Annotated in this window: 21 protein-coding genes and 1 pseudogene; 5 read left to right on the forward strand and 17 right to left on the reverse strand. The window is 70.0% G+C overall.

Annotated elements, in window-relative coordinates:
* A partial coding sequence (locus tag EJK15_RS70755) for an SCO7613 C-terminal domain-containing membrane protein (protein WP_420847077.1) occupies window positions 1–928 on the forward strand: 928 nt, incomplete at its 5' end.
* Between the two features lie 23 nt (window positions 929–951).
* Here the strand turns inward: EJK15_RS70755 and EJK15_RS21420 are convergent.
* From EJK15_RS21420 to EJK15_RS21455, 9 genes and pseudogenes are all read right to left on the reverse strand, one after another.
* Window positions 952–1,476, reverse strand: a complete 525-nt coding sequence (locus EJK15_RS21420; protein WP_138712239.1) for a carboxymuconolactone decarboxylase family protein — start codon at window positions 1,474–1,476, stop codon at window positions 952–954.
* A 55-nt stretch (window positions 1,477–1,531) separates the two neighbouring features.
* Entirely contained in the window at window positions 1,532–2,353 is an 822-nt protein-coding gene (locus tag EJK15_RS21425; RefSeq protein ID WP_206061027.1) for a hypothetical protein, read from the reverse strand.
* Window positions 2,354–2,425: 72 nt separating this feature from the next.
* Window positions 2,426–2,521: pseudogene (locus tag EJK15_RS72895) on the reverse strand (metal-sensing transcriptional repressor); the annotation flags it as partial.
* Between the two features lie 65 nt (window positions 2,522–2,586).
* Window positions 2,587–3,147, reverse strand: coding sequence for a YybH family protein (locus EJK15_RS21430; RefSeq protein WP_138712241.1), 561 nt, complete (start codon window positions 3,145–3,147; stop codon window positions 2,587–2,589).
* A 461-nt stretch (window positions 3,148–3,608) separates the two neighbouring features.
* Window positions 3,609–3,929, reverse strand: coding sequence for a nitrite reductase small subunit NirD (nirD, locus tag EJK15_RS21435; protein ID WP_138712242.1), 321 nt, complete (start codon window positions 3,927–3,929; stop codon window positions 3,609–3,611).
* Window positions 3,926–6,352, reverse strand: coding sequence for a nitrite reductase large subunit NirB (nirB, locus tag EJK15_RS21440; RefSeq protein ID WP_138712243.1), 2,427 nt, complete (start codon window positions 6,350–6,352; stop codon window positions 3,926–3,928). The genes nirD and nirB overlap by 4 nt, the downstream gene beginning before the upstream one ends.
* On the reverse strand, window positions 6,349–7,743 hold the full coding sequence (locus EJK15_RS21445; RefSeq protein WP_138712244.1) for an FAD-dependent oxidoreductase: 1,395 nt from the start codon (window positions 7,741–7,743) through the stop codon (window positions 6,349–6,351). The genes nirB and EJK15_RS21445 overlap by 4 nt, the downstream gene beginning before the upstream one ends.
* A complete protein-coding gene (locus EJK15_RS21450; protein WP_138712245.1) occupies window positions 7,740–9,761 on the reverse strand; it encodes a molybdopterin oxidoreductase family protein in 2,022 nt (673 codons plus the stop codon). The genes EJK15_RS21445 and EJK15_RS21450 overlap by 4 nt, the downstream gene beginning before the upstream one ends.
* Window positions 9,762–9,764: 3 nt before the next feature.
* The gene (locus EJK15_RS21455) at window positions 9,765–11,075 is read right to left on the reverse strand and encodes an MFS transporter (protein ID WP_138712246.1); all 1,311 of its coding nucleotides are present in this window, start codon (window positions 11,073–11,075) and stop codon (window positions 9,765–9,767) included.
* 204 nt (window positions 11,076–11,279) lie between these two features.
* Here EJK15_RS21455 and EJK15_RS21460 point away from each other — a divergent pair, with 204 nt between their 5' ends.
* Window positions 11,280–11,570: a hypothetical protein gene (locus EJK15_RS21460; protein WP_138712247.1), complete on the forward strand. Its 291-nt coding sequence runs from the start codon at window positions 11,280–11,282 to the stop codon at window positions 11,568–11,570.
* Between the two features lie 86 nt (window positions 11,571–11,656).
* On the opposite strand, the gene EJK15_RS21465 is transcribed toward EJK15_RS21460, so the two are convergent.
* The 5 genes from EJK15_RS21465 to EJK15_RS21485 form a co-directional block, all read right to left on the reverse strand.
* The gene (locus tag EJK15_RS21465; RefSeq protein ID WP_138712248.1) at window positions 11,657–12,133 is read right to left on the reverse strand and encodes a GNAT family N-acetyltransferase; all 477 of its coding nucleotides are present in this window, start codon (window positions 12,131–12,133) and stop codon (window positions 11,657–11,659) included.
* Window positions 12,134–12,227: 94 nt separating this feature from the next.
* A complete protein-coding gene (locus tag EJK15_RS77640; protein WP_420847078.1) occupies window positions 12,228–12,527 on the reverse strand; it encodes a hypothetical protein in 300 nt (99 codons plus the stop codon).
* 19 nt (window positions 12,528–12,546) lie between these two features.
* Window positions 12,547–12,966 (reverse strand): hypothetical protein, encoded by a 420-nt coding sequence (locus EJK15_RS21475; protein ID WP_138712249.1) that lies wholly within the window; start codon window positions 12,964–12,966, stop codon window positions 12,547–12,549.
* Complete coding sequence (locus EJK15_RS21480) at window positions 12,963–14,480, reverse strand: hypothetical protein (RefSeq protein ID WP_138712250.1); 1,518 nt, start codon at window positions 14,478–14,480, stop codon at window positions 12,963–12,965. The genes EJK15_RS21475 and EJK15_RS21480 overlap by 4 nt, the downstream gene beginning before the upstream one ends.
* Before the next feature lie 31 nt (window positions 14,481–14,511).
* Window positions 14,512–15,330, reverse strand: coding sequence for a DUF4253 domain-containing protein (locus EJK15_RS21485; RefSeq protein ID WP_138712251.1), 819 nt, complete (start codon window positions 15,328–15,330; stop codon window positions 14,512–14,514).
* A gap of 108 nt (window positions 15,331–15,438) precedes the next feature.
* Between EJK15_RS21485 and EJK15_RS21490 the strand changes: the two genes are divergently transcribed.
* On the forward strand, window positions 15,439–16,020 hold the full coding sequence (locus EJK15_RS21490) for an HAD family hydrolase (protein ID WP_138712252.1): 582 nt from the start codon (window positions 15,439–15,441) through the stop codon (window positions 16,018–16,020).
* Here EJK15_RS21490 and EJK15_RS21495 read toward each other — a convergent pair.
* Both EJK15_RS21495 and EJK15_RS21500 read right to left on the reverse strand, forming a co-directional pair.
* The gene (locus tag EJK15_RS21495; RefSeq protein ID WP_240777114.1) at window positions 16,017–16,661 is read right to left on the reverse strand and encodes a TenA family protein; all 645 of its coding nucleotides are present in this window, start codon (window positions 16,659–16,661) and stop codon (window positions 16,017–16,019) included. The two genes, EJK15_RS21490 and EJK15_RS21495, sit on opposite strands and share 4 nt — an antisense overlap.
* A 128-nt stretch (window positions 16,662–16,789) precedes the next feature.
* Entirely contained in the window at window positions 16,790–17,959 is a 1,170-nt protein-coding gene (locus EJK15_RS21500; protein ID WP_138712254.1) for a TIGR03118 family protein, read from the reverse strand.
* Between the two features lie 121 nt (window positions 17,960–18,080).
* Here EJK15_RS21500 and ppgK point away from each other — a divergent pair, with 121 nt between their 5' ends.
* The gene (gene ppgK, locus EJK15_RS21505; RefSeq protein ID WP_138712255.1) at window positions 18,081–18,797 is read left to right on the forward strand and encodes a polyphosphate--glucose phosphotransferase; all 717 of its coding nucleotides are present in this window, start codon (window positions 18,081–18,083) and stop codon (window positions 18,795–18,797) included.
* Window positions 18,798–18,942: 145 nt separating this feature from the next.
* A complete protein-coding gene (gene hrpA, locus EJK15_RS21510; RefSeq protein WP_138712256.1) occupies window positions 18,943–22,812 on the forward strand; it encodes an ATP-dependent RNA helicase HrpA in 3,870 nt (1,289 codons plus the stop codon).
* Window positions 22,813–22,880: 68 nt separating this feature from the next.
* Here the strand turns inward: hrpA and EJK15_RS21515 are convergent, their stop codons facing one another.
* Window positions 22,881–24,890, reverse strand: a complete 2,010-nt coding sequence (locus EJK15_RS21515) for a catalase (protein ID WP_138712257.1) — start codon at window positions 24,888–24,890, stop codon at window positions 22,881–22,883.
* Window positions 24,891–24,966 lie beyond the last annotated feature (76 nt).

The raw sequence follows: 24,966 nt of genomic DNA on the forward strand, positions 1-24,966 counted from the left end.
TGCGCATGTGGTCGTGTGGGCGCTGGACTCGGAGCTGTACACGCTGGTGGTGCTGGCCGGGGTCGCGGTGGTGGGGGTCGTGGCAGGGGTCCTCGCACGTGGTCCGGCCGCGCGGACGGGTGCCGCCGCCGCGGCCACCGTCGCGACGGGCGGGCTGGCGATCGCCTCCGCGCTGTCGGCGGGGTTCCGGCTGGAGGTGGCGGCCTTCGCGGCAATCGCCGTCGCCGCACTGTCCGCCCTGACGGCGGCCGGACTGGCCCGCCAGGCTGAAGGCAGGGTGGCTCTCGGGGTCGAGGTGCCTGGGTGGTGGCTGGCCGGGGTCGGGTTGATCATGGCCGTGTCCGATGCCCGGCTGGTGAGTCTCGCGCTGGCCTGCAGCGGCGTCCTCGCGCTGGCCGTCGCCCTGCGCCCGGATCGGCGTCCGGCCGCCTGGGCCGGGCTGGGCCTGCTGCAGTTCGCCCTCTGGCTCCAGCTGGCGATCTCGAACGTCACGGCCCCCGAGGCGTACACCGCGTCCCTGTCCGTGGCCGGCCTGATCGCGGCATGGCTGGCCAGGCGGCGTGATCCCGGTGTCTCCTCCTGGGTGGGCTACGGCACGGCGCTCGCGCTGACCTTCCTGCCGAGCGCGTACGCGGCCTGGAACGACCCCGGCCTGGCCAGGCCGCTGCTGCTCGGCGTGGCCGCGTTCGCCGCGACCCTGGCCGGGGCCTGGGCGCGGCTACAGGCGCCGCTGATCCTCGGCGGGGCGGTGCTGGTGGTGACGGCGGCCCACGAGTTCGCGCCGACCCTCGCCGAGTTGATGGGCGAGGGTCCGCGCTGGCTGCCGATCGCGCTGGCGGGCGCGTTCCTGCTGTTCACCGGGGCGACGTACGAGCACAGGCTGCGTGACCTACGCAAGATCCGCAGGTTGATCGTCAGGATGCGCTAGCCGATCGGGGGAAGGCCCGGTGGTCAAGACGGATCGGCCGGTTCGATGCCCGCGAGCAGGTTGAACGCCCCCGTCAGCAGGTTGAGCGCGACCAGGCCGACGATCTCCGCGATCACCCGGTCGCTCCAGCCGTGCGACCGCAGCTCGGCCACGTCCTTGTCGCCCAGAGAGCCGGGCTCGGCGAGCACCCGCATCGCCACCCCGATCAGCGCCGCCTCACGCGCGTCCGTGGAGGTGCCCTGCCTGGCCAGCGCGATGTCGCTCTCGCTCAGGCCGGCCTTGCCCGCCGCCCTCGCGTGGGCCTGCTTGCACATCTCGCAACCGATCCACTCCTGTACGGCCAGCGAGATCTTCTCGCTCAGCGGCCTCGGGAGCTTCGATCTCTTCATGGCCCTGGTCAGCCCCAGGTAGCCCTCCAGCAGCGCCGGAGAGTGTGCCATCGTGGCGACCATCTCGCCGACGGAGCCATGGCGGCTGATGAGGTCCGTCAGCAGTTCGCGGGACTTGTCCGGAGCGTCGGCGGGTTCTAGAGCGGTCAAACTTCGCATGTGTCCTCCTCCACCCTGAATATACCCCGCCAGGGTATAAGCAAGACGGCCCCGGCTAACCCGAGATGACGATCGTCTCCGACGACGAGTCCGCAGGTGGGTCCGGCTCGTCCTCCCTCCGGCGCGACCGCCCAGGCAGGCGGGACAGAGGCGACAGGCGCGGCAGGGGCAGCCATTGCAGGCCCGCCGCGGCGAGCAGCGCGCCGCCCACGGCGGCGATCAGCAGCGTGTACGCGGGAACCCCGCCGGACTCCTGCCGCTGCGCCGCCTCTCCAGCAGCAACCTTCTCCTGCGCGGACGCCGTGGCCACCGGAACCTGAGGAACGGCCGTGGCCACCGCGCCCTGCGGCGACACCGTGGGCACCGCATGACCGGAGCCGACGGTCACCTTCTCGCCCGGCAGGTCCGGGAATCCGGGCGGACGTACGGCGTCCCAGTAGTCGGTCCCCCGCGACACGAAGCCCTCGACCACTTCCTTCCCCACGGGCTTGATCTCGAGACCGCCCGGAACCGTGAGCACCCCCACGTCGTGCGGCTGGAACATCCCCTGGATGCCCTCGACCTTCCACACCCCTTCCGGCACGACCACCGACGTGGCGTAGTGCCCGGCCTCGGGCAGGGCCGTGCCGTCGAAGGACAGGCTCTTCCCGTCCTTCTCCCTGGTGAGCCGCAGCCCGACGGCCCCGAGCTCCCCCTCGAACGGGTGGGTGCCGTGCTGAAGCACCCAGAAGCCCAGCGCGTACGGCCTACCGTCCTCGAACCGGGCCGGCAGCGGATCCAGGTACGTCACCGCCCAGCCGCCCGCCGCGGCGGCCGGAACGGTCACGGCGCTCAGGGCCGCCACCGCGGCGACCAGCACGGCCAGCATTCTCCTCATAGGATCACCTCGGTGTAGATACACCGGGCGCGCCACGCAGGTTCCAGGAGCACAGGGCCAAGGAGATGCGACGTCGTCCTCGGCCATGCGCTGAAGCCCTCGTGCCTGTCCCTCGACGCGGCGCAGCCGTCGCAGGTGCTCCTGCTCGCCGTCGGTGTATCCGACCATCTCGCCTCACTCGCTACACCGACAGCGGCAATATACCCCCTCCTGTATTCCCTGGCGGAATCCGCTCAGGCCGCCTGGTTGCTCATGAACTGCGAGATCTTCCACTCCCCGCCGTTCCGCGTGACGACGAACAGCTCGCGGCTCTCCTCGTCGTCCTGCTTGCTCGTCGCGCGGACGATGGCGTTGTCGCCACCGGCCGCACGCGACTCCTCGATGGTGTGCGTCTGGCCCTTCATGTCCTGGAGCCGGTCCTTGAAGAGCTTGGCGATCGCGTCGGAGCCCTTCGCCGTGGGCTCCCCGTCCAGGGCGACCACGGCGTCGTCGGCGAACTTGCCGGCGGCCTGGTCCGCGTTCCCGGACTTGAGCGCGTCGAAGAAGCCCTGGACGACCGACCGCGCCTGGCCGGCCCCACCCGTTTCCGTCGGCGAGGCGGTGCCCGTATCCGTCCCGATCGGCGGTGACATGTCGGTGTCGTCAGGCGACATCATGGTGTCCGTCGGCGTCATCGGGCTCGCCGCGCCCTTCATGGCCTGGGAACTGTTGCCTCCCGCGGCGCAGCCCGCCACGAGCATGGCGGGGACGATCGCGGCCAGCAGGAGTGCCCTGCGCTGAGAAATCTTGCTCATGGCCGCTTGATGCCCCCGCCACTCACGAGCGAATGCGCGGTTTAGGCACTTTGCACGTCTCCTTTACCTCGTTCGGCATTACTCGGCGAAATGACCGGTTTTGGCGAGACCGTTCAGAGCTTCGATCGTTGCCCCCACGAGACCATTGCGGCAGGTGGCGCGGATAGCGTCCGTCCAGTGCCGCGAACACAGGCGAACCCCGAACCACTCCCCCAGCGCGAGGACGCCGAACGCTGCGACAGCGTAGAGGCGGGACGGCGCTGCGTGCTACCAGCGGCCCACCGGAGTCCGCACGTCTACCCCCCGGCCGAGAGCAGCAGAGGCTGACGGCGCCGCAGCGGGCACGCCAGACGGTCGCGCCGAGCGGCGCCCCCACGCCCCTGGACACGACCGGGAACAGCACAAAACCAGGCCCAGGCCGTCGTGCGAGCTCACGGCCTGGGCCTGGTTTTCACTGGTGACTAGACGGCCACCTCCACGAGCCCGCCGGCCACCCGTACCGGATAGACCGGCACCGCGATCTCCTTTTCGTCCAGGCACACCCCGGACACCAGCGAGAACACCTGCTTGTGCAGCGGCGAGGCCACCGTCGGCTCACCCTTCCTGGTGCCGACGATGCCGCGCGAGAGCACGTACGCGCCGCTGAACGGGTCGAGGTTGTCCAGCGCATGCAGCGTGCCGTCGTAGGTGCGGAAGACGGCAACCTGCCTGCCCTTCACCAGGGCGCAGACGCCGCGTTCCGGGAGCAGCGCGTCGAGGTCGCAGATCGGGGTCCAGCTCATTGCGCCATCACCGGCTTGATCTGGCCGCGCTCGCTGGCGAACACGATCGACGGGTCGGGCACGCCGGGCGCGTTGACGAAGCTGACGAACCTGCTCAGCTTGCCGGGGTCGTCCAGGGTGGCCGCCCACTCGTCGGCGTACGTGGCGATGTGGTGCTCCATCTGCGCGTCGAGGTCGGCGCAGATGCCGAGCGAGTCTTCCATGATCACCTCGCGTAGGTAGTCGAGCCCGCCGTCCAGCGACTCGATCCAGGCGGCGGTGCGTTGCAGCCTGTCCGCCGTGCGGATGTAGAACATCAGGAACCTGTCGATGGTCCTGATCAGCTCTTCCGAGCTCAGGTCCTTGGCCAGCAGATCGGCGTGGCGGGGCTTGAATCCGCCGTTGCCGCCGACGTACAGGTTCCAGCCCTGCTCGGTGGCGATGATCCCGAAGTCCTTGGACCTGGCCTCGGCGCACTCGCGGGCGCAGCCGGAGACGGCGGACTTGAGCTTGTGCGGCGAGCGCAGGCCGCGGTAGCGCAACTCCAGCGCGATGGCCATGCCGACCGAGTCCTGCACGCCGTAGCGGCACCAGGTCGAGCCCACGCACGACTTGACGGTGCGCAGCGCCTTGCCGTACGCGTGCCCCGACTCGAACCCGGCCTCGACCAGCCGCCGCCAGATCTCCGGGAGCTGCTCGATCCGGGCACCGAACAGGTCGATCCGCTGCCCGCCGGTGATCTTCGTGTAGAGGCCGAAGTCGCGGGCCACCTCGCCGATCACGATGAGCTTGTCGGGCGTGATCTCGCCGCCGGGGATGCGCGGGACGACGGAGTAGGTGCCGTTCTTCTGGATGTTGGCCAGGAAGGCGTCGTTGGTGTCCTGCAGCGTGGCCCGCTCGCCCTCGAGCACGTGCCCGTTGTGCAGCGAGGCCAGGATCGAGGCCACGGCCGGCTTGCAGATGTCGCAGCCCCGGCCCTGGCCGTGCTCGGTGATGAGCTGGGAGAACGTCGTGATCTTGCGGACGCGTACGATGTCGAACAGCTCGGCCCGCGAGTACGTGAAGTGCTCGCACAAGTTCTTGCTGACCTCGACGCCCGACTTCTCCAGCAGCTGCTTGAGCATCGGCACGCAGCTGCCGCAGGTGGTGCCGGCCCGGGTGCACGCCTTGATCCCGGGGACGTCGGTGACGCCCTTGTCGGCGATGGCCGTGCGGATGTCGCCCGCGCACACGTTGTTGCACGAGCACACCTGCGCCTCGTCCGGCAGGTCCAGGCTGGCCCCCGCCCCGCTGAACAGCAGGTCGGACGGCGATGCCGGGAGCGCCTTGCCCACGAACGGCCGCAGCGACGTGTACGGCGAGGCGTCGCCCACGCAGATGCCGCCGAGCAGCGTCTGCGCGTCGTCACTGATGAACAGCTTCTTGTAGACGCCGGCCACCGGGTCCATGTAGGTGACGTCCAGCGCCCCGTCCATCGCTCCGAACTGCGCGACCTCGACGCCGAGCAGCTTGAGCTTCGTGGACATGTCCGCGCCCTCGAACGTCGAGGACCCGCCCATGATCCGGTCGGCGGCCACCTCGGCCATGTTGTTGCACGGCCCGACCAGCCCGTAGATCATCCCGCTGAAGAGGGCGCACTCGCCGACCGCGTAGATGGCGGGGTCGGAGGTGAGCATCGAGGAGTCCACCACGATGCCGCCCCGCTCGCCCACCTCCAGCCCGGACGACCTGGCCAGCTCGTCGCGCGGCCTGATGCCCGCCGAGAAGACCACGACCTGCGCGTCCAGCACCGTCCCGTCCGGCTTGCGCAGCCCGGCGACCTCGCCGTCGGACAGCACGATCTCCTGCACGCCGGCGCCGGAGTGCACGCCCAGCCCGAGGCTCTCGATGTGCTGCTTCAGCACCGCGCCGCCGCCCTCGTCGACCTGCCGCGGCATCAGCCAGGGGCTCATCTCGACGATGTGCGCCATCAGCCCGAGCGACCGCAGCGCGTCGGCCGCCTCAAGACCGAGCAGGCCGCCGCCGACGACGACGCCCTCGGCCGCGTCCTTGGCGGCCACCCTGATCGCGTCGAGGTCCTCGATCGTGCGGTAGACGAATGCGTGCTCGGCCCCGGGCACCGGCGGCACGAACGGCGCCGAGCCCGTGGCCAGCACCAGCACGTCGTACGGCTCGACGTCCCCGTCGGCGGTGACCACGTGCTTGGCGTCCCTGTCGATGCCCGTGACGCGGCTGTTCAGCCTCGTCACGATCCCAGAAGGCACGGCGTAGGTGAGGTCCTCCGCGCTGGTGCCCGACAGGTAGGAGGTCAGGTGCACCCGGTCGTAGGCCGGGCGCGGCTCCTCCCCGATCACGGTGACGCGCCCGTCGAAGCCCTTGCTCGTCAGGGTCTCGACGAGCCGGTGAGCCGTCGGACCGTACCCAACGACGACGATCCTGTTCATACGGAGATCCCTTCCTGCTCGCAAAGCCAGCCGACGATGCCCTCCACGGCGTCACGGCAGGTACCGCATCCGGTCGTGGCCCTGGTCGCGGCCGCCACCCCGGCCACGTCCCGCGCCCCCGCCTCCCAGCACGCCCTGATCTGGCCCTTGGTCACGTTGTTGCACTGGCAGACCTTGGCCGCGTCGGGCATGAGCGTCGGGCTGTCCGCCACGGGCGTCGCGGACAGCCCGGGGAACAGCAGCCCCGCCCGATCCCCCGGCACGGGTCCGCCGCGGTCGAAGAGCTGGGTGAGCGTGCCGACGGCGTCGCTCTCGCCCAGCAGGATCGCGCCGACCAGCCGGCCGTCGCGGATGACGAGCTTGCGGTAGGTGCCGCGGGCCCGGTGGCTGAAGCGGACGACCTCGGCGTGCTCCTCGGTGAGGTGCGTCTCGCCCATGGCGGCCAGCTCGACGCTCCTGGCCTTGAGCCTGGTGACGAGCCTGGAGCCGCGGTAGAGGGCCTTGCCGCCGGTGATGACGTCGGCGGCCACGGAGGCCTGCTCCCAGGCGGGGGCGACCAGACCGTACACAGTGCCGTCGTGCTCGGCGCACTCGCCGATGGCGAAGATCGACGGGTCGTCGGTGCGCATCTCGTCGTCCACGACGACGCCGCGCCGCACCTCCAGCCCGGCCTCCGCGGCCAGCCCGGTCACGGGGCGGACGCCGCAGGCCAGCACGACCAGGTCGGCCTCGATCAGCTCGCCGTCCGCCAGCAGGACGCCGTCCTCCCGCACGGCGCCGGCGCTGACGCCGGTGCGGATGTCGACGCCGAGCCCGGCCAGCGTCTCGCCGAGCACCTCGCCGGCCTCGACGTCAAGCTGGCGTTCCATGAGGTGCCCGGCCAGGTGCAGCAGCGTGACCGGCAGGCCGCGGCCGGCCAGGCCGCGGGCGGCCTCGATGCCGAGCAACCCGCCGCCGACGACCACCGCCCGGCGGGCCTGGTCGGCGGACTGCAGGATGCGCTCGCAGTCCTCCAGCGTGCGGAACGGGATCGCCCGCTCCACGCCGGGGATCGGCGGCACGATGGCCTCGCTGCCGGTGGCCAGGACCAGCAGGTCGTACGGCTCGCGCCGCCCGCCCTCGGTCACGACGTGCCTGGTCTCCCTGTCGATGTGGGCGACCGCGCTGCCGAAGGCCGCCTCGACGTTGTGGGCGGCGTACCAGGAGGAGTCGAGCAGCCGCACCTGCTCGGGGCGCGAGCTGCCGGCGAGCACGTTCGACAGCAGCACCCGGTTGTACGGCTGGCACGTCTCCGCGCCGAGAATTGTGATCTTCATGTGCGGGTCCCGGGTGCGCACCTCGCTGACCAGCCGCGACCCGGCCATCCCGTTCCCGACGACGACGAGCCTCATGAGTCCCTCTCCACCCTGACCGCGCAGACCTTGAACTCCGGCATCTTCGACGTCGGGTCGAGGGCCGGGTTGGTGAGCCGGTTGGCGCCCTCCCAGTGGAAGGGCATGAATACGGTGTCGCGCCTGATGGCGTCGCTGATCCTGGCGACGGCCTTGGCCTCGCCTCTCCTGCTGCTGACCCGCACGACGTCCCCGGCGGCGATGTCGAGCTGCTCGGCCAGATCCGGGTGCAGCTCGACGTACGGCTCGGGAGCGGCCTGGACGAGCGCCGCGATCCTGCGGGTCTGCGCGCCGCTCTGGTAGTGGGCGAGCACCCGGCCGGTGCTCAGGTGGACGGGATAGTCCGCGTCGGTCTCCTCCGCCGGGGGCCGGTGCTGGACGGGGACGAACCTGGCGCGGCCGTCCGGGGTGGCGAAGGAGTCGAGGAACGGGCGCGGCGTCCCGGGGTGCCCGGTCTCCGGGCAGGGCCAGAACACGCCCTTCTCGGCGGTGATGCGCTCGTACGTGATGCCGGAGTAGTCGGCGACGCCGCCCTTGCTGGCGCGGCGCAGCTCGTCGAACACCTTGACCGGCTCGGTCTCGAAGCGGTGCCCGAGCCGCCCGGCGAGCCCGGCGAGCACGTCGAGGTCGCTCCTGACGCCCTCGGGCGGCGCGGTGGCCTGGTTGCGGAGCAGGACGCGTCCCTCCAGATTGGTCATGGTGCCGCTCTCCTCGGCCCACTGCGTGACCGGGAACACGACGTCGGCCATGGCGGCGGTCTCGGACATGACGAAGTCACAGGTCACCAGCAGGTCGAGGGAGGCGATGCGCTCGGCGACGTGCTCGGCGGCGGGCGCGGAGATCACCGGGTTGGAGCCGAACAGCAGCAGCGCCTTCGGTCCGCCCGGGGTGCCGAGGGCGTCGAGCAGCTCGTACGCCGACCGCCCCGGCCCCGGCAGGGACTCGGCGGGCACGCCCCACACCCCGGCGACGTGCTCGCGCGCGGCCGGGTCGTCGATCTTGCGGTAGCCGGGGAGCTGGTCGGCCTTCTGGCCGTGCTCCCGGCCGCCCTGCCCGTTGCCCTGCCCGGTCACGCAGCCGTACCCGGAGCCGTGCCGGCCGGGCAGGCCGAGCGCGAGCGCCAGGTTGATGAACGCGGTGACGGTGTCGGTGCCCTTGGCGTGCTGCTCGGCGCCGCGCCCGGTCAGGATGTACGCCTTCCTGGCCGCGGCCATGGCCCGGGCGGCCTGCCGCATCCGGTAGACGGGCACTCCGGTGATCCGCTCGACCCGCTCGGGCCACCAGGAGGCCAGCGAGGTGCGTACCTCGTCGAACCCGGTGGTCCGCGTGGCCACGTACTCCTCGTCCACCAGCTCTTCGGCGACGACCAGGTGCAGCAGCCCGAGGGCGAGCGCCAGGTCGGTGCCGGGCGTGGGCTGCAGGTGCAGCCAGGCCAGCTTGGCGGTCTGGGTGCGGCGCGGGTCGATGACGATCATGCGCGGGCCGGTCAGGTGCCGGACGAACGGCGGCATGGTCTCGGCGACGTTCCCGCCGGCCAGCAGCACGATGTCGGCCTCGGCCAGGTCGGTGATCGGGAACGGCATCCCGCGGTCCATGCCGAACGCCTTGATGGAGGCGGCCGCCGCCGACGACATGCAGAAGCGCCCGTTGTAGTCGATCTGGCTGGTGCCGAGCGCGACCCGGGCGAACTTGCCCAGCGTGTAAGCCTTCTCGTTGGTCAGCCCGCCGCCGCCGAAAACGGCGACGGCGTCGGGGCCGTGTTCGACGCGGATGGCGCTCAGCCGGTTCGCCACGTAATCGAGCGCGACGTCCCATTCCACGGGCTCGCCGTGCAGGAGAGGGGTGGTCAGGCGCTCGCCGTTGGAGAGCAGGTCGCCCGCCGTCCACCCCTTCTGGCACAGCGCGCCCGAGGCGTTGGCCGGGATGTCGGTCCTGGGCCGGATGGCCAACTCAGGACCGATTTCCATGCCGCACTGCAGAGCGCAGTACGGGCAGTGCGTCTTCACCGCGTCGGCCACGATTCAGACCCTGGCGTGCGCGAGGCTGGCCACGGACTTGACGCCGACGGTGCGCATGTAGCACCACCAGGTCAGGCCGAGGCAGGCCGCGTAGAAGATGGCGAAGGTGAGGAAGGCGGGGGCAGGGGTGCCGGTGGCGGCGAAGGCCATGCCGAACGCCCGGTTGATGAGGAACCCGCCGAGCGCTCCGACCGCCGAGATGATGCCGATGGCGGCCGACGCCTGGCGCTTGCCGTACAGCAGGGCCTCCTCGCTCTCACCGCGCTCGGCCACGGCCTTCGCCTGGAAGATCGCGGGGATCATGCGATACGTGGAGCCGTTGCCGATGCCGGAGGTGAGGAACAGCACCTGGAAGGCCAGGAAGAACAGCCAGAAGTTGCCGGAGGTGCTGGCCACCCAGACCAGCAGGACGCCGCCGCCCATCGCGGCGAAGTTCCACAGTGTGACGGGCGCTCCGCCGAGCTTGTCGGCCAGCCAGCCGCCCACCGGCCTGATCAGCGAGCCGACCAGGGGCCCGACGAAGGCCACGACCGCGAACGGGGAGTCGGGGAACAGGCTCTTGCTCAGCAGCGGGAAGGCGGTGGCGTAGCCGATGAACGAGCCGAACGTGCCGATGTACAGGAACGACATGATCCAGGTCTGGGCCTTGCCGGCCACCGCGAGCTGCTCCCGCGGGCTGGCCTTGGCGCTGGTCAGGTTGTCCATGAAGAACCAGGCGCAGACGGCCGCCACGACGGCGAACGGGACCCAGAACCAGCCGGCGGCGGCCAGCCCGAGCGAGCCGATGACGAGCGGCATGACGAGCTGGACGGAGCTGACGCCGATGTTGCCGCCCGCGGCGTTCAGCCCGAGCGCCACCCCCTGCTTGTTGCGGGGGTAGAAGTAGGTGATGTTGGCCATGCTGGAGGCGAAGTTGCCGCCGCCGAAGCCGGCCAGGGCCGCGATCACCAGGAACAGCCAGTACGGCGTGTCCGGGCTGCTCACCGCCACCCCGAGAAGCACGGCGGGGATGATCAGCAGCAACGCGCTGACCACGGTGAAGTTGCGCCCGCCGAACTTGGCGGGGCCGAAGGTGTAGGGGATCCGCAGCACGGAGCCGATCAGGTTCGGCAGGGCGACCAGCCAGAACAGCTGGTCGGTCGTGAATTCGTAGACCCCCAGCTTGGTGGCCACGATGCTCCACAACGTCCATACGGTGAAGCCGAGGTGCTCGGCAAAGATCGAGAAGATCAGGTTGCGCCGTGCGACGCGCTTGCCTGAACTCTCCCAGAAGGCTGGGTTGTCGGGATGCCACTCAGCGATCCAGCGCGCCATCGAAACTCTCCTACACTCGGCGACCGGGGATCTCCAAGGTAGGAATCGCGCGTTACGCACTCTGACAATCCGTGGCTGTGCGTTCGTTACATGTGATTCACCGACGTAACAAGCCACGCACAAGCGTCACGCCGGAAACATGCTCGTAATGATCGGTTACGCGGCGCACGCTCGGGTAACAGCTCTCACATCAAGGGGGGAAGCATGATCAAGAAGCTGCACCAGATGGGCCTCAGGTCCAGTCACATGTACACCGCGGGGGCCCTATCGATCGCCGTGTCCTTCGGGACCTGGTTCCTGTCGAGGAACGTCGAGCGAGCTGGCCTGGATCGGGCCGACCGGTGGGGGATCTTCATAGGCGAGTGGGCTCCGACGTGCTTCGCGCTCGGGGTGGCACTCCGCATGGAGGAGACCCATCGCGAGATCGGGGAGCCAGAGATGGGGGTGTACGACGAGGCGGAGAGGGCGCGAGCCAGGACACCCGCCGGTATTTAACGGATCATGTCACGCAGGTCACGTCACCGAGCGTGACCTGCGTGATGTGTGTGGCCACGGCGCCGGTCACGGCGACTCGGCGGCCGTCAGTCCTGGCTGCCGCCGAGTCGCTGGAGCGGCTCGTCCGTCAGCCGGTACTTGAGCCACTCGTCCTGCCGGACCGCGCCGAGCTTGTCGTAGAAGCCGATGCTCGGCTCGTTCCAGTCGAGCACCGCCCACTCCAGCCGCTGGTATCCCCGTTCCGCGCAGATCCTCGCCAGCTCCCCCATCAGCGCCAGGCCGTGCCCGCCGCCGCGGTGCTGGGGACGTACGTAGAGGTCCTCCATGTAGATCCCGTGCACGCCCCGCCAGGTGGAGAAGGTGAGGAACCACAGGGTGAAGCCGGCGACCTCGCCGTCCTGCTCGGCGATGTGGACGAAGGCGGCGGGGTGGTCGCAGAAGAGGACGGCGCGCAGTTGTTCCTCGGTGGCACGTACCTCGTGGGCGGCCTTCTCGTACTCGGCGAGCTCACGGATCATGTCGAGGATCGCGGGCACATCTGCGGGCGTGGCAGGACGAATCATGCCCAACAGCGTAGGCGCAGGCGCGGACTACCCGTCGCGGGCGAGGGACGCGATGGCGGTGGCGGCCCACCCTCCGTCAACGCCGCCGCCTGGGCTACCAGCGCTGGTGGACCTGGGGGCGGATCAGCTCGTCGTAGACCGACCGCACCGCCGCCAGCGTGTCGGCGGCGAGCGGGGCGAGGGAGGCCGCGGCCGCGTTCGCGGCCGCCTGGGCCAGCCCCGCCACGATCAGCACCATGCCGATCGTCATCGGCAGGTCCATCGGCATCCCGGCCAGCTTGTAGTGCATCTCCGCGCCGTGCAGGTACATCGGCAGATGCAGCACCACCCCCGCGACGGTGGCCAGCGTGCCCAGCCAGAAGTACAGCGGTCGAGCTAACTCGACGCCGCCCATGAGTTCCCCCTTCGATCGATCACAGCAGGCGGCCACCCCGAAGCCGCCACTTGACGAACAGCACCCGCATGGGCCCGTTCACGAACAGCCACTGGCCCAGCCAGACGACCGTGAACATCAATACGAACGCCCACCAGGACACCGGTCCCCGAATGCCCGGCACCAGGCCGGCGTCGAGCAGCACCCACATGAGCAGCCCCTCCGGCACGGCGGTGACCAGCCCGAACAGCGTCGGCCAGTCCTTGTCCCAGCGGAACTGCATCAGCAGGTGGTACAGCAGCTCCCAGCCGACGCCGGCCACGGCGACGGCCAGCAGCACGAGATAGGCGTCCTTGACGGACATCGGCAGCAGCAGCGTGAGCAGCGCGGTCAGCACGGTCCCCACCGTGGCCAGCACGAACAGCCGGGTCTGCACGCGCCCGGCGAGCGTCGGGATCAAGCGAGCCTCCTGTTCGCCACCCACTTGAGCCACTGGGACACGGACCTGAACGGGCCGAGCCCCTTGCAGAACCCGCGCCTGGCCAGGTCGTCGGCGATGTCGAGCGCGGCGGTCTGCATGCCGAGGAAGCTGTCCACGGCCAGGAAGTGGTTGCCGGCGGTGGCCGCGCCCGAGGCGTAGAGCACGCCACCGTCGCTCTCCGCGCCGAGCACCTCGAAGTGCGGGCCCACCTGCAACCGGCCCGCCTTGTTGGGCCGCGCGCCGCCGTGCTTGAGCAGGTCGTCGAGCACCCGGTGCTCGGGCATGTCGGCCTCGAGCCCGGTGCAGTCGATGATGAAGTCGGAGGCGTACTGCATGCCCGCCGAGTTCGCGCTGCGGGTGTAGGTGACCAGCCGGCCGTCGGGCGCCTGGTCTATGCGTTCCACGACGGCCTGCACGGCGTGGTACCAGCTGCCCTGCCTGGCCCGGTGCAGCTGCTCCTGCCAGCGGGCGAGCTTGGGCGTGGTGGTCCCGGCGACCAGCCCGGCCAGCCTGGCCCGCCGCTCGGGGGACGCCTTGCGGAACTGGGCCTTCAGCTGGCCGCCGAACGCCGACTTCGGCATGGTGAACGCCTGGTAGGCCCAGCCGCCGCCGCCCTTGCGCCGCATGAACAGATGCGGCCCGTGCGCCCCGGTGACGTACGTGCGGAAGAGGTGCACTATCTGCGTCTGCAGCCCGTATCGCTCCCGGTCGTCCATGAGCCGCTGCAGCACGCGCGAGGCCACGATGCCGGCGCCGCGCACGACCACCACGCCCGGGCGCTTGCGCAGCTGGTCGTAGACGTGCTCGTGCGGCTCGTACGCGTTGACCACCCGGTATCGCTCGCCCTGCCGCTGCCGGAACTCCTGCAGGTCGTCGAGGAACTTCAGCCCCGGATAGCCCACGGCCAGATGCACGTATCGGGAGCGCAGTACCACCCGCTTGGTCGGCCCGCTGCCGGACGGCGGGGTCAGCACGGTGAAGTAGCCGCCGCCCAGGCGCTTCCTGACCATGCGCACCTGGCCCTTGGCCAGCATCTCCCAGTAGCCGATGCGGTCGGCCTCGCGCCGTACGCTCCACGTGACCATCGCGGACTTCGGGCTGTAGAAGTCGGCCATGAGCGGCTCGGTGAGCACCTGGAGCAGCGGCTTGAGCGAGCGCTCCTGCCACGCCTCCTGCACCGCGTACGACGGGAAGCCCCAGATGTTGTCGGGCCGTGCGCCCGAGTCGGAGCGGATGCGCTCGTGCGCCGGAAGCTGCGAGACGCGGGTCAGGTATTCCCAGGTCTGCCAGGGGGAGTCGCTGTTGGAGAGCACCCGCATGGCCGACGCCGCGACGCCGCTGACGCGCAGGACGTCCACCAGGGTGAACGAACCCAGCCCGCCGCCCACCGACACCAGCGGCATGTCGTACACCGGAATGCCGGCCGACTCCACCAGCCCGTCGGCCCAGACGGAGGAGTGGAGTAACTCCGGCGTCAGATCTCCCCAGGACACGAGAGCTAAAGGTAGCGTAAAGGCCCCGAATTCAGTCCCACCAGAAAGACCAGGCGTGTCCCCCGATGATCTGCTCTGCGTAGCCCTGGAGATCGCCGGCGCTCTGGACGACGTTGTCCGGGCAGAACGTCCAGTGCTCGGCCGCCACGTGTAACGCGTGCTCGGGATCCACCGGCGGCGCGGCCACGCTCAGCTCCAGCGTGTTGAACCCGACGCCCACCACCCGCGCCCCGAACCGGTCCTCCCAGCTGCGCACCACCGCCGCCATCGGCACCATCCACTCGTTGTGGTGCAGCGCGCCCTGCCAGCCCATGACCGCGAGCGCGTCCGCGCCCCTGGCGGCCGCGACCAGGCCGAGCGGCATGCCCCTGGCGGCCAGCTCGCGCGCGTACCAGTCGGCGACCGCCTCGGGATCGGCCTTCGGCACGCCGGGCGGCGCCAGGCCGGGGCAGATCGCACCGTAAGGCTCCAGCTCGGCCAGCGCGTCCTGCGGCATCTGCGTCACCCACTCCTGCCACACCTCGGCCATGAAGCCCTCGGCGGTGAAGTGGTCGATCATGCGTGGATCGTCCGGCACGACCTGCCCGACCGCCCAGGGCTGCGCCGACTCGTCCAGCAGCAGAGGCCAGAGCCCGCTGTGCGGATGCCACTCGCGCAGGCGCGCCCAGTCTTCGCCGGTCGCCGGTTCGTCGCTCATCCAGAACGCCGGCCTGGCCGCCTCGCCCTGCCGGGTATAGCCGGGGTCAGGCCAGACCACGTCGCCCGGGGGCAGGGGAGCAGACAGCGTACGGCCCCTGCCGCCGTCGGGGAACAGCCGGCACAGCTCTCGTGGCAGCCGGTGATCGTTCATGCCCTACCGTTCCGATACCGAATCCTGTCTCGGAGATGGTAGTGCCGCTGGTCGCTCCAGCACCTTCGGTGGTACGCGAAAAGCCTGGGGCTGCGAGAATGAGAGGTTGTGATCCCCTTTGCCGCGGTGCTGTCCGACCTCGACGGCGTCCTACGCCACTTCGACCATGCCGCCCAGACCGACATCGAGGCCCGCTACGGCCTGCCCCTGATGAAGACGGCCTTCGACCCCGTGCTGATCACGCCGCCCACGCTCGGCCAGGCCACCGAGGCGCAGTGGGCGGAGTCGATCGTCGTCGCGCTCGGCGGGGACGAGCGGGCGCGGCAGGCCGTCGCCGAGTTCATGGAGGTGCGCTTCTGGGTGGACGAGGAGGTCAAGGCGCTGCTGGCCACGGCCCAGCAGCACGTCCCCGTGATCCTCGTGACCAACGCCATGGACACGGTGGAGGAGCACCTGGACCGGCTGGGGCTCACCTATTTCGCCGACGACCTGGTCAGCAGCGCCAGGGTCGGCGTGGCCAAGCCTGACGCGCGGATCTACGAGATCGCCGCGGAGCGCGCCGGGGTCCCGCCGGAGCGCTGCCTGTTCGTCGACGACCGGCTCGCGAACGTGGAGGCGGCCAGGGCGCTCGGCATGACCGGCGTCCACTACCGCACGGTCGCGGACCTGGCGGCCGTCCTCAGCTACTAGGGCATGGCCAGGTCGAAGAACGCCCGCTCCAGCTCGACCGCCAGGCGGAACACGTCCAGCACCTCATGCCGCCGGGTCTCGTCCAGCCCTGCGCCCAGCCGGTCCAGCTCGCCGCGCAGGAACGCGACCCAACCGCGGAACTCCGCGCCCTCGTGCAGCTCGATCCACTCCCGGTGGACGAAGCTCTCCGGCAGCGGCGCCTCGGCCCGCGAGGCCCAGCCGAGGTAACACCACTCGGCCACGCACAGCACGGCGACGATCAGCGGGTAGTCCTGCTGTGTCCGCACCTCGTCCATGAGCTGACGGAACGCCGCCGTCACCGGCTCCAGCGGCACCTCGGTCCGCCCGCCCAGCTTCGCCAGCGCGCGGTGGAAGTAGGTCTTCTCCTCCGTGGTCGCCACCTGCCCGAGGAACCTCCCGTACGGGACCCGTGCCTCGAACGTGTCGGCGCTCGCCACGGCCGCCCCGAGCAGGGCCGTGAAGGAGTCCACGAACTGGAAGTCCTGCTCCAGGTAGCGCCGCATGTCGTCGTCGGCCGCGGTGCCCGTCGTGATCGCCATGGCGAACGGGTGCGTCACGACCGCCGTCCACTCGGGCTCGCACTGCTCCCGGAGCCATTCGCTGAAAGATCGCTCATTCACGTAGGAATTTGTTTCCGGCGCGGCTCGCGCCAACCGCGCCGGAAACGTCATGGGACCGCCGCCCCCGGCCTGCTGCCGGCGAGCTGCGCACCTCGCCTGGCTGGGGGCGGCGGCGAGAGAGCCGCCGGTCAGTACCCGCCGTACGGGTTCTGGGAGGAAGACGACGGCGAGGGGGCCGGGGCGCTCGACTTGTGGCCGGACGGGTGCGTCTTCGACGGCGAGGGCGACGGGGTGGCTGATGGCGTGCCTCCCGCTCCCGTGGACGTCGGCTTGGTGCCCTGCGGGGCGATGACGCCGATCAGGCCGTGCTTGGTGCCGTCGATGCCCGCGGAGAACCACAGGGCGTTCTCGCCGCCGGTGGCCGCGGTGCCCGGCTCCAGGTCCCACAGGCCGGGCATCACGACCGGCTTACCGTCGGACGTGCGCAGCGAGCCCATGTGACGGCCGCGCTTGTACGCGTGCACGGTGCCGTCGCCGAAGTTGCCGACCAGCAGCGCGCCGGCGTACTCCTTCCAGCCCTTGGGCGCGGCGGTGAGGGCCCAGGGGGCGTTGAGCCCCGTCCTGGAGATGCGGCCGGTGAGGCGCCCGCTGGCGTTGTAGCGGCTGACGAAGCCCTTGCCCTTGCCGAAGACCGGCTTGCCCGTGGACGGGTCGCGCAGCGCGTAGGACACCCAGATGTTGCCGTTGGCCACCGCGACGTTGTACGCGTGGTAGCCGTCGGGCAGGTCCGGGTCCGCGAACTGCCAGCGGCCCAGACGGATGCGCCGGAAGTCCTCGTCGAAGGCGTGGATGCGGCCGCTCGCGAAGTCGGCGGCCAGCAGGTATGCCTCGTCCTCGGTCTCGACGAGCTCGAGGCCCTTGTAGTCGGCGCCGCGGGTGAACGCCGCTATGATCGCGTTGGCCGGGTCCACCTCGGAGTTCCAGCCGGTGATGGCGCCGCTCGGGCTGGAGAAGATGAAGGTGGCGGGCTTGCCCTTCACGGTGAAGCCTTCGCCGGAGTTGAACACCTGGCCGGTCGGGGCTCCGCCCGGGATGGCCACTTCGGTCTGCTCCTTCTTGCCCGTACCGGAGTAGACGGTGGCGGTGCCGGTCCCCGTGTTGGAGACCCACAGAGTCTTGCCCATGGCCAGGCCCCACGGGTTGACGACCTTGGGGTCGGTGACCGGGGCTTTGCCCTGGACGTCCGACACAAGGGGGATGACGTCGAAACGAGTCCTGGTGGTGGCGTGTGCGGGAGAGGTGAGAGTCGCTCCCAAGACGACCGCAACAGCGCAGAGTGTGATGATGCGTGGCCGCATCCGTTGCCTCCTAGTTAGCGCTTGTGACGCGAGATACGCGGAGGGCGTGAGGCAGGTTCAGCCGGGGTGGCGAAATATCGGTATTGGAGTTGCTCCGTGTCATGCGGGGAGAAGGAGAGTTATGAACGTGTTGGGCATCGACATCGGCGGCTCGGGGATCAAGGGCGCACCCGTGGACACCGAGGCCGGGCGGCTGATCGAGGAGCGCCTGCGCGTGCCCACGCCTCAGCCGGCCGGCCCGGATGACGTGGCCGGCGTGGTGGCCTCGATCGTCCGGCATTTCGCTTGGAATGGTCCGGTCGGCGTCACATTTCCCGGTGTCGTCGTGGACGGCGTCGTGCGATCGGCCGCCAACGTCGACCGCTCGTGGCTCGGCGTGGACGCGGCCGCGTTGTTCGGCGGCGCGACCGTGCTCAACGACGCCGACGCGGCCGGCGTGGCCGAGATGACCTTCGGCCGGGGGCGTGGGGAGCGGGGGACCGTGCTGGTGCTGACGTTCGGGACGGGGATCGGCAGCGCCCTGTTCACGGACGGGACGCTGGTGCCCAACACCGAGCTCGGGCACCTGGAGCTCCACGGCAAGGACGCCGAGCACCGGGCCTCGGCGCGGGTGCGCGAGGAGCACGACCTGAGCTGGGAAAAGTGGGCCGAGCGGGTGCAGGAGTACTTGGAGCACGTCGAGATGCTGTTCTCGCCGTCGCTGATCGTGATCGGCGGGGGAGCGAGCAGGAAGGCCGGCAAGTTCCTGCCGCACATCACCCTCGCCACCCCCGTGGTGCCGGCCGCACTCGAGAACGAGGCGGGCATCATCGGCGCGGCCCTTGCGGCGCGGCCCTGAGCCGGCTCAGGACGATACGGCCTCGGCCGGCTCGGTGTTCGGCCCACGACCGCTAGGCACGATATTGGGATGCGCGGAGCGGGCGCGTCGGGCACTATGGGCGGTTGGCTCCGGGGAAGCCGGGCTCAAATATCCTTGAAGCAGTATGGGAACGCCTTCGTTGTCCTCTCCACTCGCCGACCTCCAATCCCGCCTGCCCGAGCTCATGCCGCGCGACCAGCGGCGGCTGCGGCGCAGGCTCGACGGCATGCGCCGGGTGCGCTCCCGCGACACCCGCGACAAGATCGCCGCGGAGATCCTCGCCGACGTGGAGCGGGCCGAGCAGCGACTGGTACGGCGCCGCGAAGCCGTACCAGAGGTGAGATATCCGGAAAACCTGCCGGTCTCTCAGCGCAAGGACGACATCCTCGCGGCCATCCGCGACCACCAGGTCGTGATCATCGCCGGCGAGACGGGGTCGGGCAAGACCACCCAGATCCCCAAGATCTGCCTGGAGCTGGGCCGTGGCGTACGCGGGCTGATCGGCCACACCCAGCCCCGCCGGATCGCCGCCCGCACGGTCGCCGAGCGCATCGCCGAGGAGCTCGGCACCGAGCTGGGCGAGGTGGTCGGCTACAAGGTCCGCTTCACCGACCAGGCGAGCGACCGCACCCTGGTCAAGCTGATGACCGACGGCATCCTGCTGGCCGAGCTGCAGAACGACCGCATGCTCGACCAATACGACACGCTGATCATCGACGAGGCCCACGAGCGCAGCCTCAACATCGACTTCATCCTCGGCTACGTGAAACAGCTCCTGCCGAAACGCCCCGACCTCAAGGTCATCATCACCAGCGCCACGATCGACCCCGAGCGGTTCTCCCGCCACTTCGGCGACGCGCCGATCGTCGAGGTCTCCGGCCGCACCTATCCCGTCGAGGTCCGCTACCGGCCGCTGGACGAGGACGACGACCAGACGCAGGGCATCGTGACCGCCTGCCAGGAGCTCATCACCGAGGGCCCCGGCGACATCCTCGTCTTCCTGTCCGGCGAGCGGGAGATCCGCGACGCCGCCGACGCCCTGACCAAGGCTGACTTCCGCAACACCGAGATCCTCCCGCTGTACGCCCGCCTCAGCGCCGCCGAGCAGCACCGCGTCTTCCAGCGCCACACCGGCCGCCGCATCGTGCTGGCCACCAACGTGGCCGAGACGTCGCTCACGGTCCCCGGCATCAAATACGTCGTCGACCCCGGCTACGCCCGCATCTCCCGCTACAGCCACCGCACCAAGGTGCAGCGCCTGCCGATCGAGGCCATCTCCCAGGCCAGCGCCAACCAGCGCAAGGGCCGCTCGGGGCGCACCTCCGACGGCATCTGCATCAGGCTCTACGAGGAGGAGGACTTCCTCGGCAGGCCCGAGTTCACCGACCCGGAGATCCTGCGCACCAACCTGGCCTCGGTCATCCTGCAGATGACCTCGATCGGGCTCGGCGACATCGAGGCGTTCCCCTTCGTCGAGCCGCCGGACCGCCGCCAGGTCAAGGACGGCGTCAACCTGCTGCACGAGCTGGGCGCGTTCGACGCCCATGACAAGCTCACCCCCATCGGCCGCAAGCTCGCCGGCCTGCCCGTGGACCCCCGCCTGGGCCGCATGGTCCTGGAGGCCGAGAAGAACGGCTGCCTGCGCGAGGTCATGGTGATCGCCGCCGCCCTGTCCATCCAGGACCCTCGCGAGCGCCCCAGCGACAAGCAGCAGCAGGCCGACGAGAAGCACCGCCGCTTCGCCGACCCCGAGTCGGACTTCATGGCCTACCTCAACCTGTGGAACTACCTGCGCGACAAGCAGAAGGAGCTGTCCTCCAGCGCGTTCAGGAGGCTCTGCAGGGCCGAATTCCTCAATTACCTGCGCGTCCGCGAGTGGCAGGACATCTACAGCCAGCTCCGCCAGGCGCTCGGCGCCCAGCCCAACAGCGCACCCGCCGACCCTCACCACGTGCACGTGTCCCTGCTCGTCGGGCTCTTGTCGCACATCGGCGTCAAGGACGTCGTGGAGAAGCGCGGGCAGGACGGACGCCGGCCGATCCAGGAGTACATCGGCGCCCGCAACGCCCGCTTCGCCGTCTTCCCCGGCTCCACGCTGGCCAAGAAGCAACCGCAGTGGGTCATGTCGGCCGAGCTGGTGGAGACCTCCCGCCTCTGGGCCCGGGTCAACGCCAAGATCGAGCCCGACTGGGTCGAGCCCCTCGCCCAGCACCTGGTCAAGCGCACCTACTCCGAGCCGCACTGGGAGAAGAACCAGGGCGCGGTGATCGCCCTGGAGAAGGTCACCCTCTACGGCGTGCCGCTCGTGACCGGCCGCAAGGTCAACTACGGCCGCATCGACCCCGACCTGTCGCGCGAGCTGTTCGTCAGGCACGCCCTGGTCGAGGGCGACTGGGACACCCACCACCGCTTCCTCGAGGAGAATCGCAAGCTCCTGGAGGAGGTCGAGGAGCTGGAGAACCGCGCCCGCCGCCGCGACATCCTGGTCGACGACGAGGCCTTGTTCGACTTCTACGACCAGCGGGTGCCCGCCGACGTGGTCTCGGCCCGCCACTTCGACTCCTGGTGGAAGCAGGCCAGGCAGGAGCAGCCGGAGCTGCTGACATTCTCGCCGGAGATGCTGGTCAACGAGGGCGCCGACATCAGCGCCCGCGACTACCCGGACGCCTGGAAACAGCTCGGCCAGCGGATGAAGCTGACCTACCAGTTCGAACCGGGCGCGGACGCCGACGGCGTGACCGTGCACGTGCCGCTCCAGGTGCTCAACCAGGTCAGCTCCGACGGCTTCGACTGGCAGATCCCCGGCCTGCGCGAAGAGCTGATCACCGCGCTGATCCGCTCCCTGCCGAAGCACCTGCGCCGCAATTTCGTGCCCGCCCCCAACTACGCCAAGCAGGTGCTGGCCGGGGTGGAGCAGGGCGGGGAGCCGCTGCTGGCGGCCGTGGAGCGTGAGCTGCTGCGGCTCACCGGCGTACGCGTGCCGCGCGACGCCTGGCAGCTCGACCAGGTGCCCGACCACCTGCGCATCACGTACCGAGTGATCGACGAGCGCAAGCGCACGGTGGCCGAGGACAAAGACCTCGACGCCCTCAAGCGCCGCCTGGCCCCGCGGCTGCGCCAGACGCTGTCGCAGGCGGGCGACGACCTCGAGCAGACCGGCCTGCACACCTGGAGCTTCGGCCGGCTGTCGAAGGTATTCGAGCAGGGCCGGATGAAGGGCTATCCGGCGCTCGTGGACGCGGGCGACTCGGTCTCGATCAAGATCTTCGAGATGGAGGCCGAGCAGCGCCGCTCCCACTGGCCCGGCGTGCGCCGCCTGCTGCTCCTCAACGTCACCAACCCGGCCAAGTCGCTGCTAGGCGGCCTGTCCAACCAGGCCAAGCTGGCCCTGTCACGGAGCCCGCACGGCGGGGCGGTGGCGCTGTTCGACGACGTGGTCAACGCGGCCGTGGACAAGCTCATGCTCGACGTCGGGGGCCCGTCCTGGGACCCGGTCGCCTTCGACCGCCTCTACCAGCACGTACGAGCCCACCTGTACGACACGGCGGCGGATGTGCTGGCGAAGGCGGAACAGATCCTCGCGGTCTGGCACGAGGCGGGGGCACGCCTCGACGCGCTCCGCCCGAGCGCGGCGACGGACGACATCCGCGACCAGCTCGGCAGGCTCATCTACCCGGGCTTCGTCACGGCCACCGGCTACCGCCGTCTATCCGACATCCTTCGATATATCCGGGCCATCGACCGCCGCCTCACCAAGCTTCCGGAGGAGCCCTGGCGGGACCAGGAGTGGATGGATCGGGTGCACAAGGTCGAGGACGACTATCACGACCTGCTGCAGAAGCTGCATCCGGCGCGGCGGGGGGATCCGGACGTGGCGGAGATCGGGTGGATGATCGAGGAGCTGCGGGTGAGCTTCTTCGCCCAGACGCTCGGCACGCCCACGCCGGTGTCGGAGAAGCGGATCGCGAAGGCGATGGAGAAGCTCACACCGTGAAGATCGCGAGCCCTCGCCACACCGATCGGCCACCCCGCCAAACGGCGAGGCGGCCGATCGGCTGAGAATCACGCGGGCACGAGCTCCACGTCCCGCTCGTAGAAGCGGTGCCCCGCCACCGCCTCAGCGAACTCCTTCGCGATGTCGTTCCCGTCCCCCATCACCACGCCCACGGCGTTGGGCAGTTGCGCAGCCTCGACGAGCTGCCTGCCGGAGCCCACCGCCGCGATGGCCTTGCCGTGCTTGAACGCCTCCTTGAGGAAGAACTGCGCCCGTCCGGTCGCCGCGAGCGCCGAACCGTCGGCCGCCACCACCGCGTCGTAGATGACCGAGTTGGCCGCGCTGAGCTGCCGGTCCACCGGGAGGCCGCCCACGGTGCCCTCCGCGGGGGCGACGATCTCGCAGGTCGCCCCCTGGCCCTCCAGGAACCGCCGCAGGTTCGTGACCGCGGCAGCGTCCGTGCCGTCCGCCATGAGAATGGCGATCTTGCGGGTGGCGATGCCGCGCGGCTGGTTCGTCATGCTGAGGGCGGGGGAGGCATTCGAGTGGACCTCGGCCATGGCCGGCTCGGGGAGGCCGAGGCCCTGGGCCACCTGCGCGGCCAGGTCCGGGTGGATCTTGCCGAGGTGCTGCACCATGCCCTCCTTGATGTGCCTGCGCTCCACGTGCCCCAGCTCGAACAGGAACGCGGCCACGATGTGCTGCTTCTCCCAGCCGGCCATGCTGTTCCAGAACAGGGTGGCCTGGCTGTAGTGGTCCTCGAAGCTCGGGCTGCGCATCCGGATCTTGGAGCCCTCCACCTTCTCCTGGTAGTGCCGGTAGCCGTCCATGGCCGCCGGGCAGCCGCCGCTGATGGAGTTCGGGGCGTAGCTCGTCCGGGACTCGTGGATCAGGTGCTGGTGGAAGCCGTCGCGCTGATCGTTGCGTACCTCCGCGATCGGGCGGTTGATCGGGATCTGCGAGAAGTTGGGCCCGGCCAGCCGCAGGAGCTGGGTGTCGAGGTAGGAGAAGTTCCTGGCCTGCAGCAGCGGGTCGTTGGTGAAGTCGATGCCGGGCACGAGGTTGGCGGTGTGGAAGGCCACCTGCTCGGTCTCGGCGAAGAAGTTCTGCGGGTTGCGGTTGAGGGTCATCTTGCCGATGGGCCGCAGTGGCACCTGCTCCTCGGGGATGATCTTCGTAGGGTCGAGCAGGTCGAAGTCGAAGTCGTACTCCCGGGACTCGGGCACGAGCTGCACGCACAGCTCGTACTCGGGGTAGTCGCCGCGCTCGATCGCCTCCCACAGGTCGCGCCGGTTGAAGTCGGGGTCGTTGCCCTGGAGGCGCAGGACCTCATCCCACACCAGCGAGTACGTCCCCAGCACCGGCCGCCAGTGCCACTTGACGAACGTGCCCTGCCCCGACGCGTTCACGAGCCGGAACGTGTGGACCCCGAACCCCTGCATCATCCGGTAACTGCGCGGGATCGCGCGGTCGGACATCAGCCACATGACCATGTGCAGCGACTCGGGCTGGAGCTGCACGAAGTCCCAGAACGTGTCGTGCGCCGACTGGGCCTGCGGGATCTCGTTGTGCGGCTCCGGCTTGACCGCGTGGACGAAGTCCGGGAACTTGACGCCGTCCTGGATGAAGAAGACCGGGAAGTTGTTGCCGACGAGGTCGAAGTTGCCCTGCGTGGTGTAGAACTTGGTGGCGAACCCGCGCACGTCCCTGACGGTGTCGGCCGAGCCGCGCGAGCCGGCCACGGTGGAGAAGCGCACGAAGGTCGGCGTCTTGGCCGAGGTGTCGTTCAGGAACGCGGCCGTGGTCAGATCGCCGAGCGGCTCGTACAGCTCGAAGATCCCGTACGCGCCGGCGCCCCTGGCGTGGACCACGCGCTCGGGGATGCGCTCGTGGTCGAAGCGGGTGAGCTTCTCGCGGAAGTGGAAGTCCTCCATGAGCGTGGGCCCGCGGGTGCCCGCGCGCAGCGAGTTGTCGGTGTCGTCGACCCGGACGCCCTGGTCCGTGGTCATATTGAGGTCGTCCTGCGGGACGCGCTGGGCGTCGAGCTGGCGGTCTTTGGCGTCTCGCTCTGGTTGCATGGAAAAATCCCCCTTGTGGTTACTTGTCGGGCTCTCACCAAGTGCCCGAAGAAATGAGCCGAAACAGGTTCGGGCA

Origin of the sequence: Nonomuraea basaltis (genome assembly GCF_005893125.1) — a bacterium.
GTDB lineage: Bacteria > Actinomycetota > Actinomycetes > Streptosporangiales > Streptosporangiaceae > Nonomuraea > Nonomuraea basaltis.

What these genes read in the sequence shown, in the direction of transcription:
- EJK15_RS21445 (WP_138712244.1), bottom strand. Translation starts at nt 7,743, where the DNA reads ATGAGGCTCGTCGTCGTCGGGAACGGGATGGCCGGGTCGCGGCTGGTC.
- ppgK (WP_138712255.1), top strand. Translation starts at nt 18,081, where the DNA reads ATGAACGTGTTGGGCATCGACATCGGCGGCTCGGGGATCAAGGGCGCA.
- nirB (WP_138712243.1), bottom strand. Translation starts at nt 6,352, where the DNA reads ATGAACAGGATCGTCGTCGTTGGGTACGGTCCGACGGCTCACCGGCTC.
- hrpA (WP_138712256.1), top strand. Translation starts at nt 18,943, where the DNA reads ATGGGAACGCCTTCGTTGTCCTCTCCACTCGCCGACCTCCAATCCCGC.
- EJK15_RS21420 (WP_138712239.1), bottom strand. Translation starts at nt 1,476, where the DNA reads ATGCGAAGTTTGACCGCTCTAGAACCCGCCGACGCTCCGGACAAGTCC.
- EJK15_RS21425 (WP_206061027.1), bottom strand. Translation starts at nt 2,353, where the DNA reads ATGAGGAGAATGCTGGCCGTGCTGGTCGCCGCGGTGGCGGCCCTGAGC.
- EJK15_RS21455 (WP_138712246.1), bottom strand. Translation starts at nt 11,075, where the DNA reads ATGGCGCGCTGGATCGCTGAGTGGCATCCCGACAACCCAGCCTTCTGG.
- EJK15_RS21485 (WP_138712251.1), bottom strand. Translation starts at nt 15,330, where the DNA reads ATGAACGATCACCGGCTGCCACGAGAGCTGTGCCGGCTGTTCCCCGAC.
- nirD (WP_138712242.1), bottom strand. Translation starts at nt 3,929, where the DNA reads ATGAGCTGGACCCCGATCTGCGACCTCGACGCGCTGCTCCCGGAACGC.
- EJK15_RS21430 (WP_138712241.1), bottom strand. Translation starts at nt 3,147, where the DNA reads ATGAGCAAGATTTCTCAGCGCAGGGCACTCCTGCTGGCCGCGATCGTC.
- EJK15_RS21465 (WP_138712248.1), bottom strand. Translation starts at nt 12,133, where the DNA reads ATGATTCGTCCTGCCACGCCCGCAGATGTGCCCGCGATCCTCGACATG.
- EJK15_RS21500 (WP_138712254.1), bottom strand. Translation starts at nt 17,959, where the DNA reads ATGCGGCCACGCATCATCACACTCTGCGCTGTTGCGGTCGTCTTGGGA.
- EJK15_RS21515 (WP_138712257.1), bottom strand. Translation starts at nt 24,890, where the DNA reads ATGCAACCAGAGCGAGACGCCAAAGACCGCCAGCTCGACGCCCAGCGC.
- EJK15_RS21460 (WP_138712247.1), top strand. Translation starts at nt 11,280, where the DNA reads ATGATCAAGAAGCTGCACCAGATGGGCCTCAGGTCCAGTCACATGTAC.
- EJK15_RS77640 (WP_420847078.1), bottom strand. Translation starts at nt 12,527, where the DNA reads ATGGGCGGCGTCGAGTTAGCTCGACCGCTGTACTTCTGGCTGGGCACG.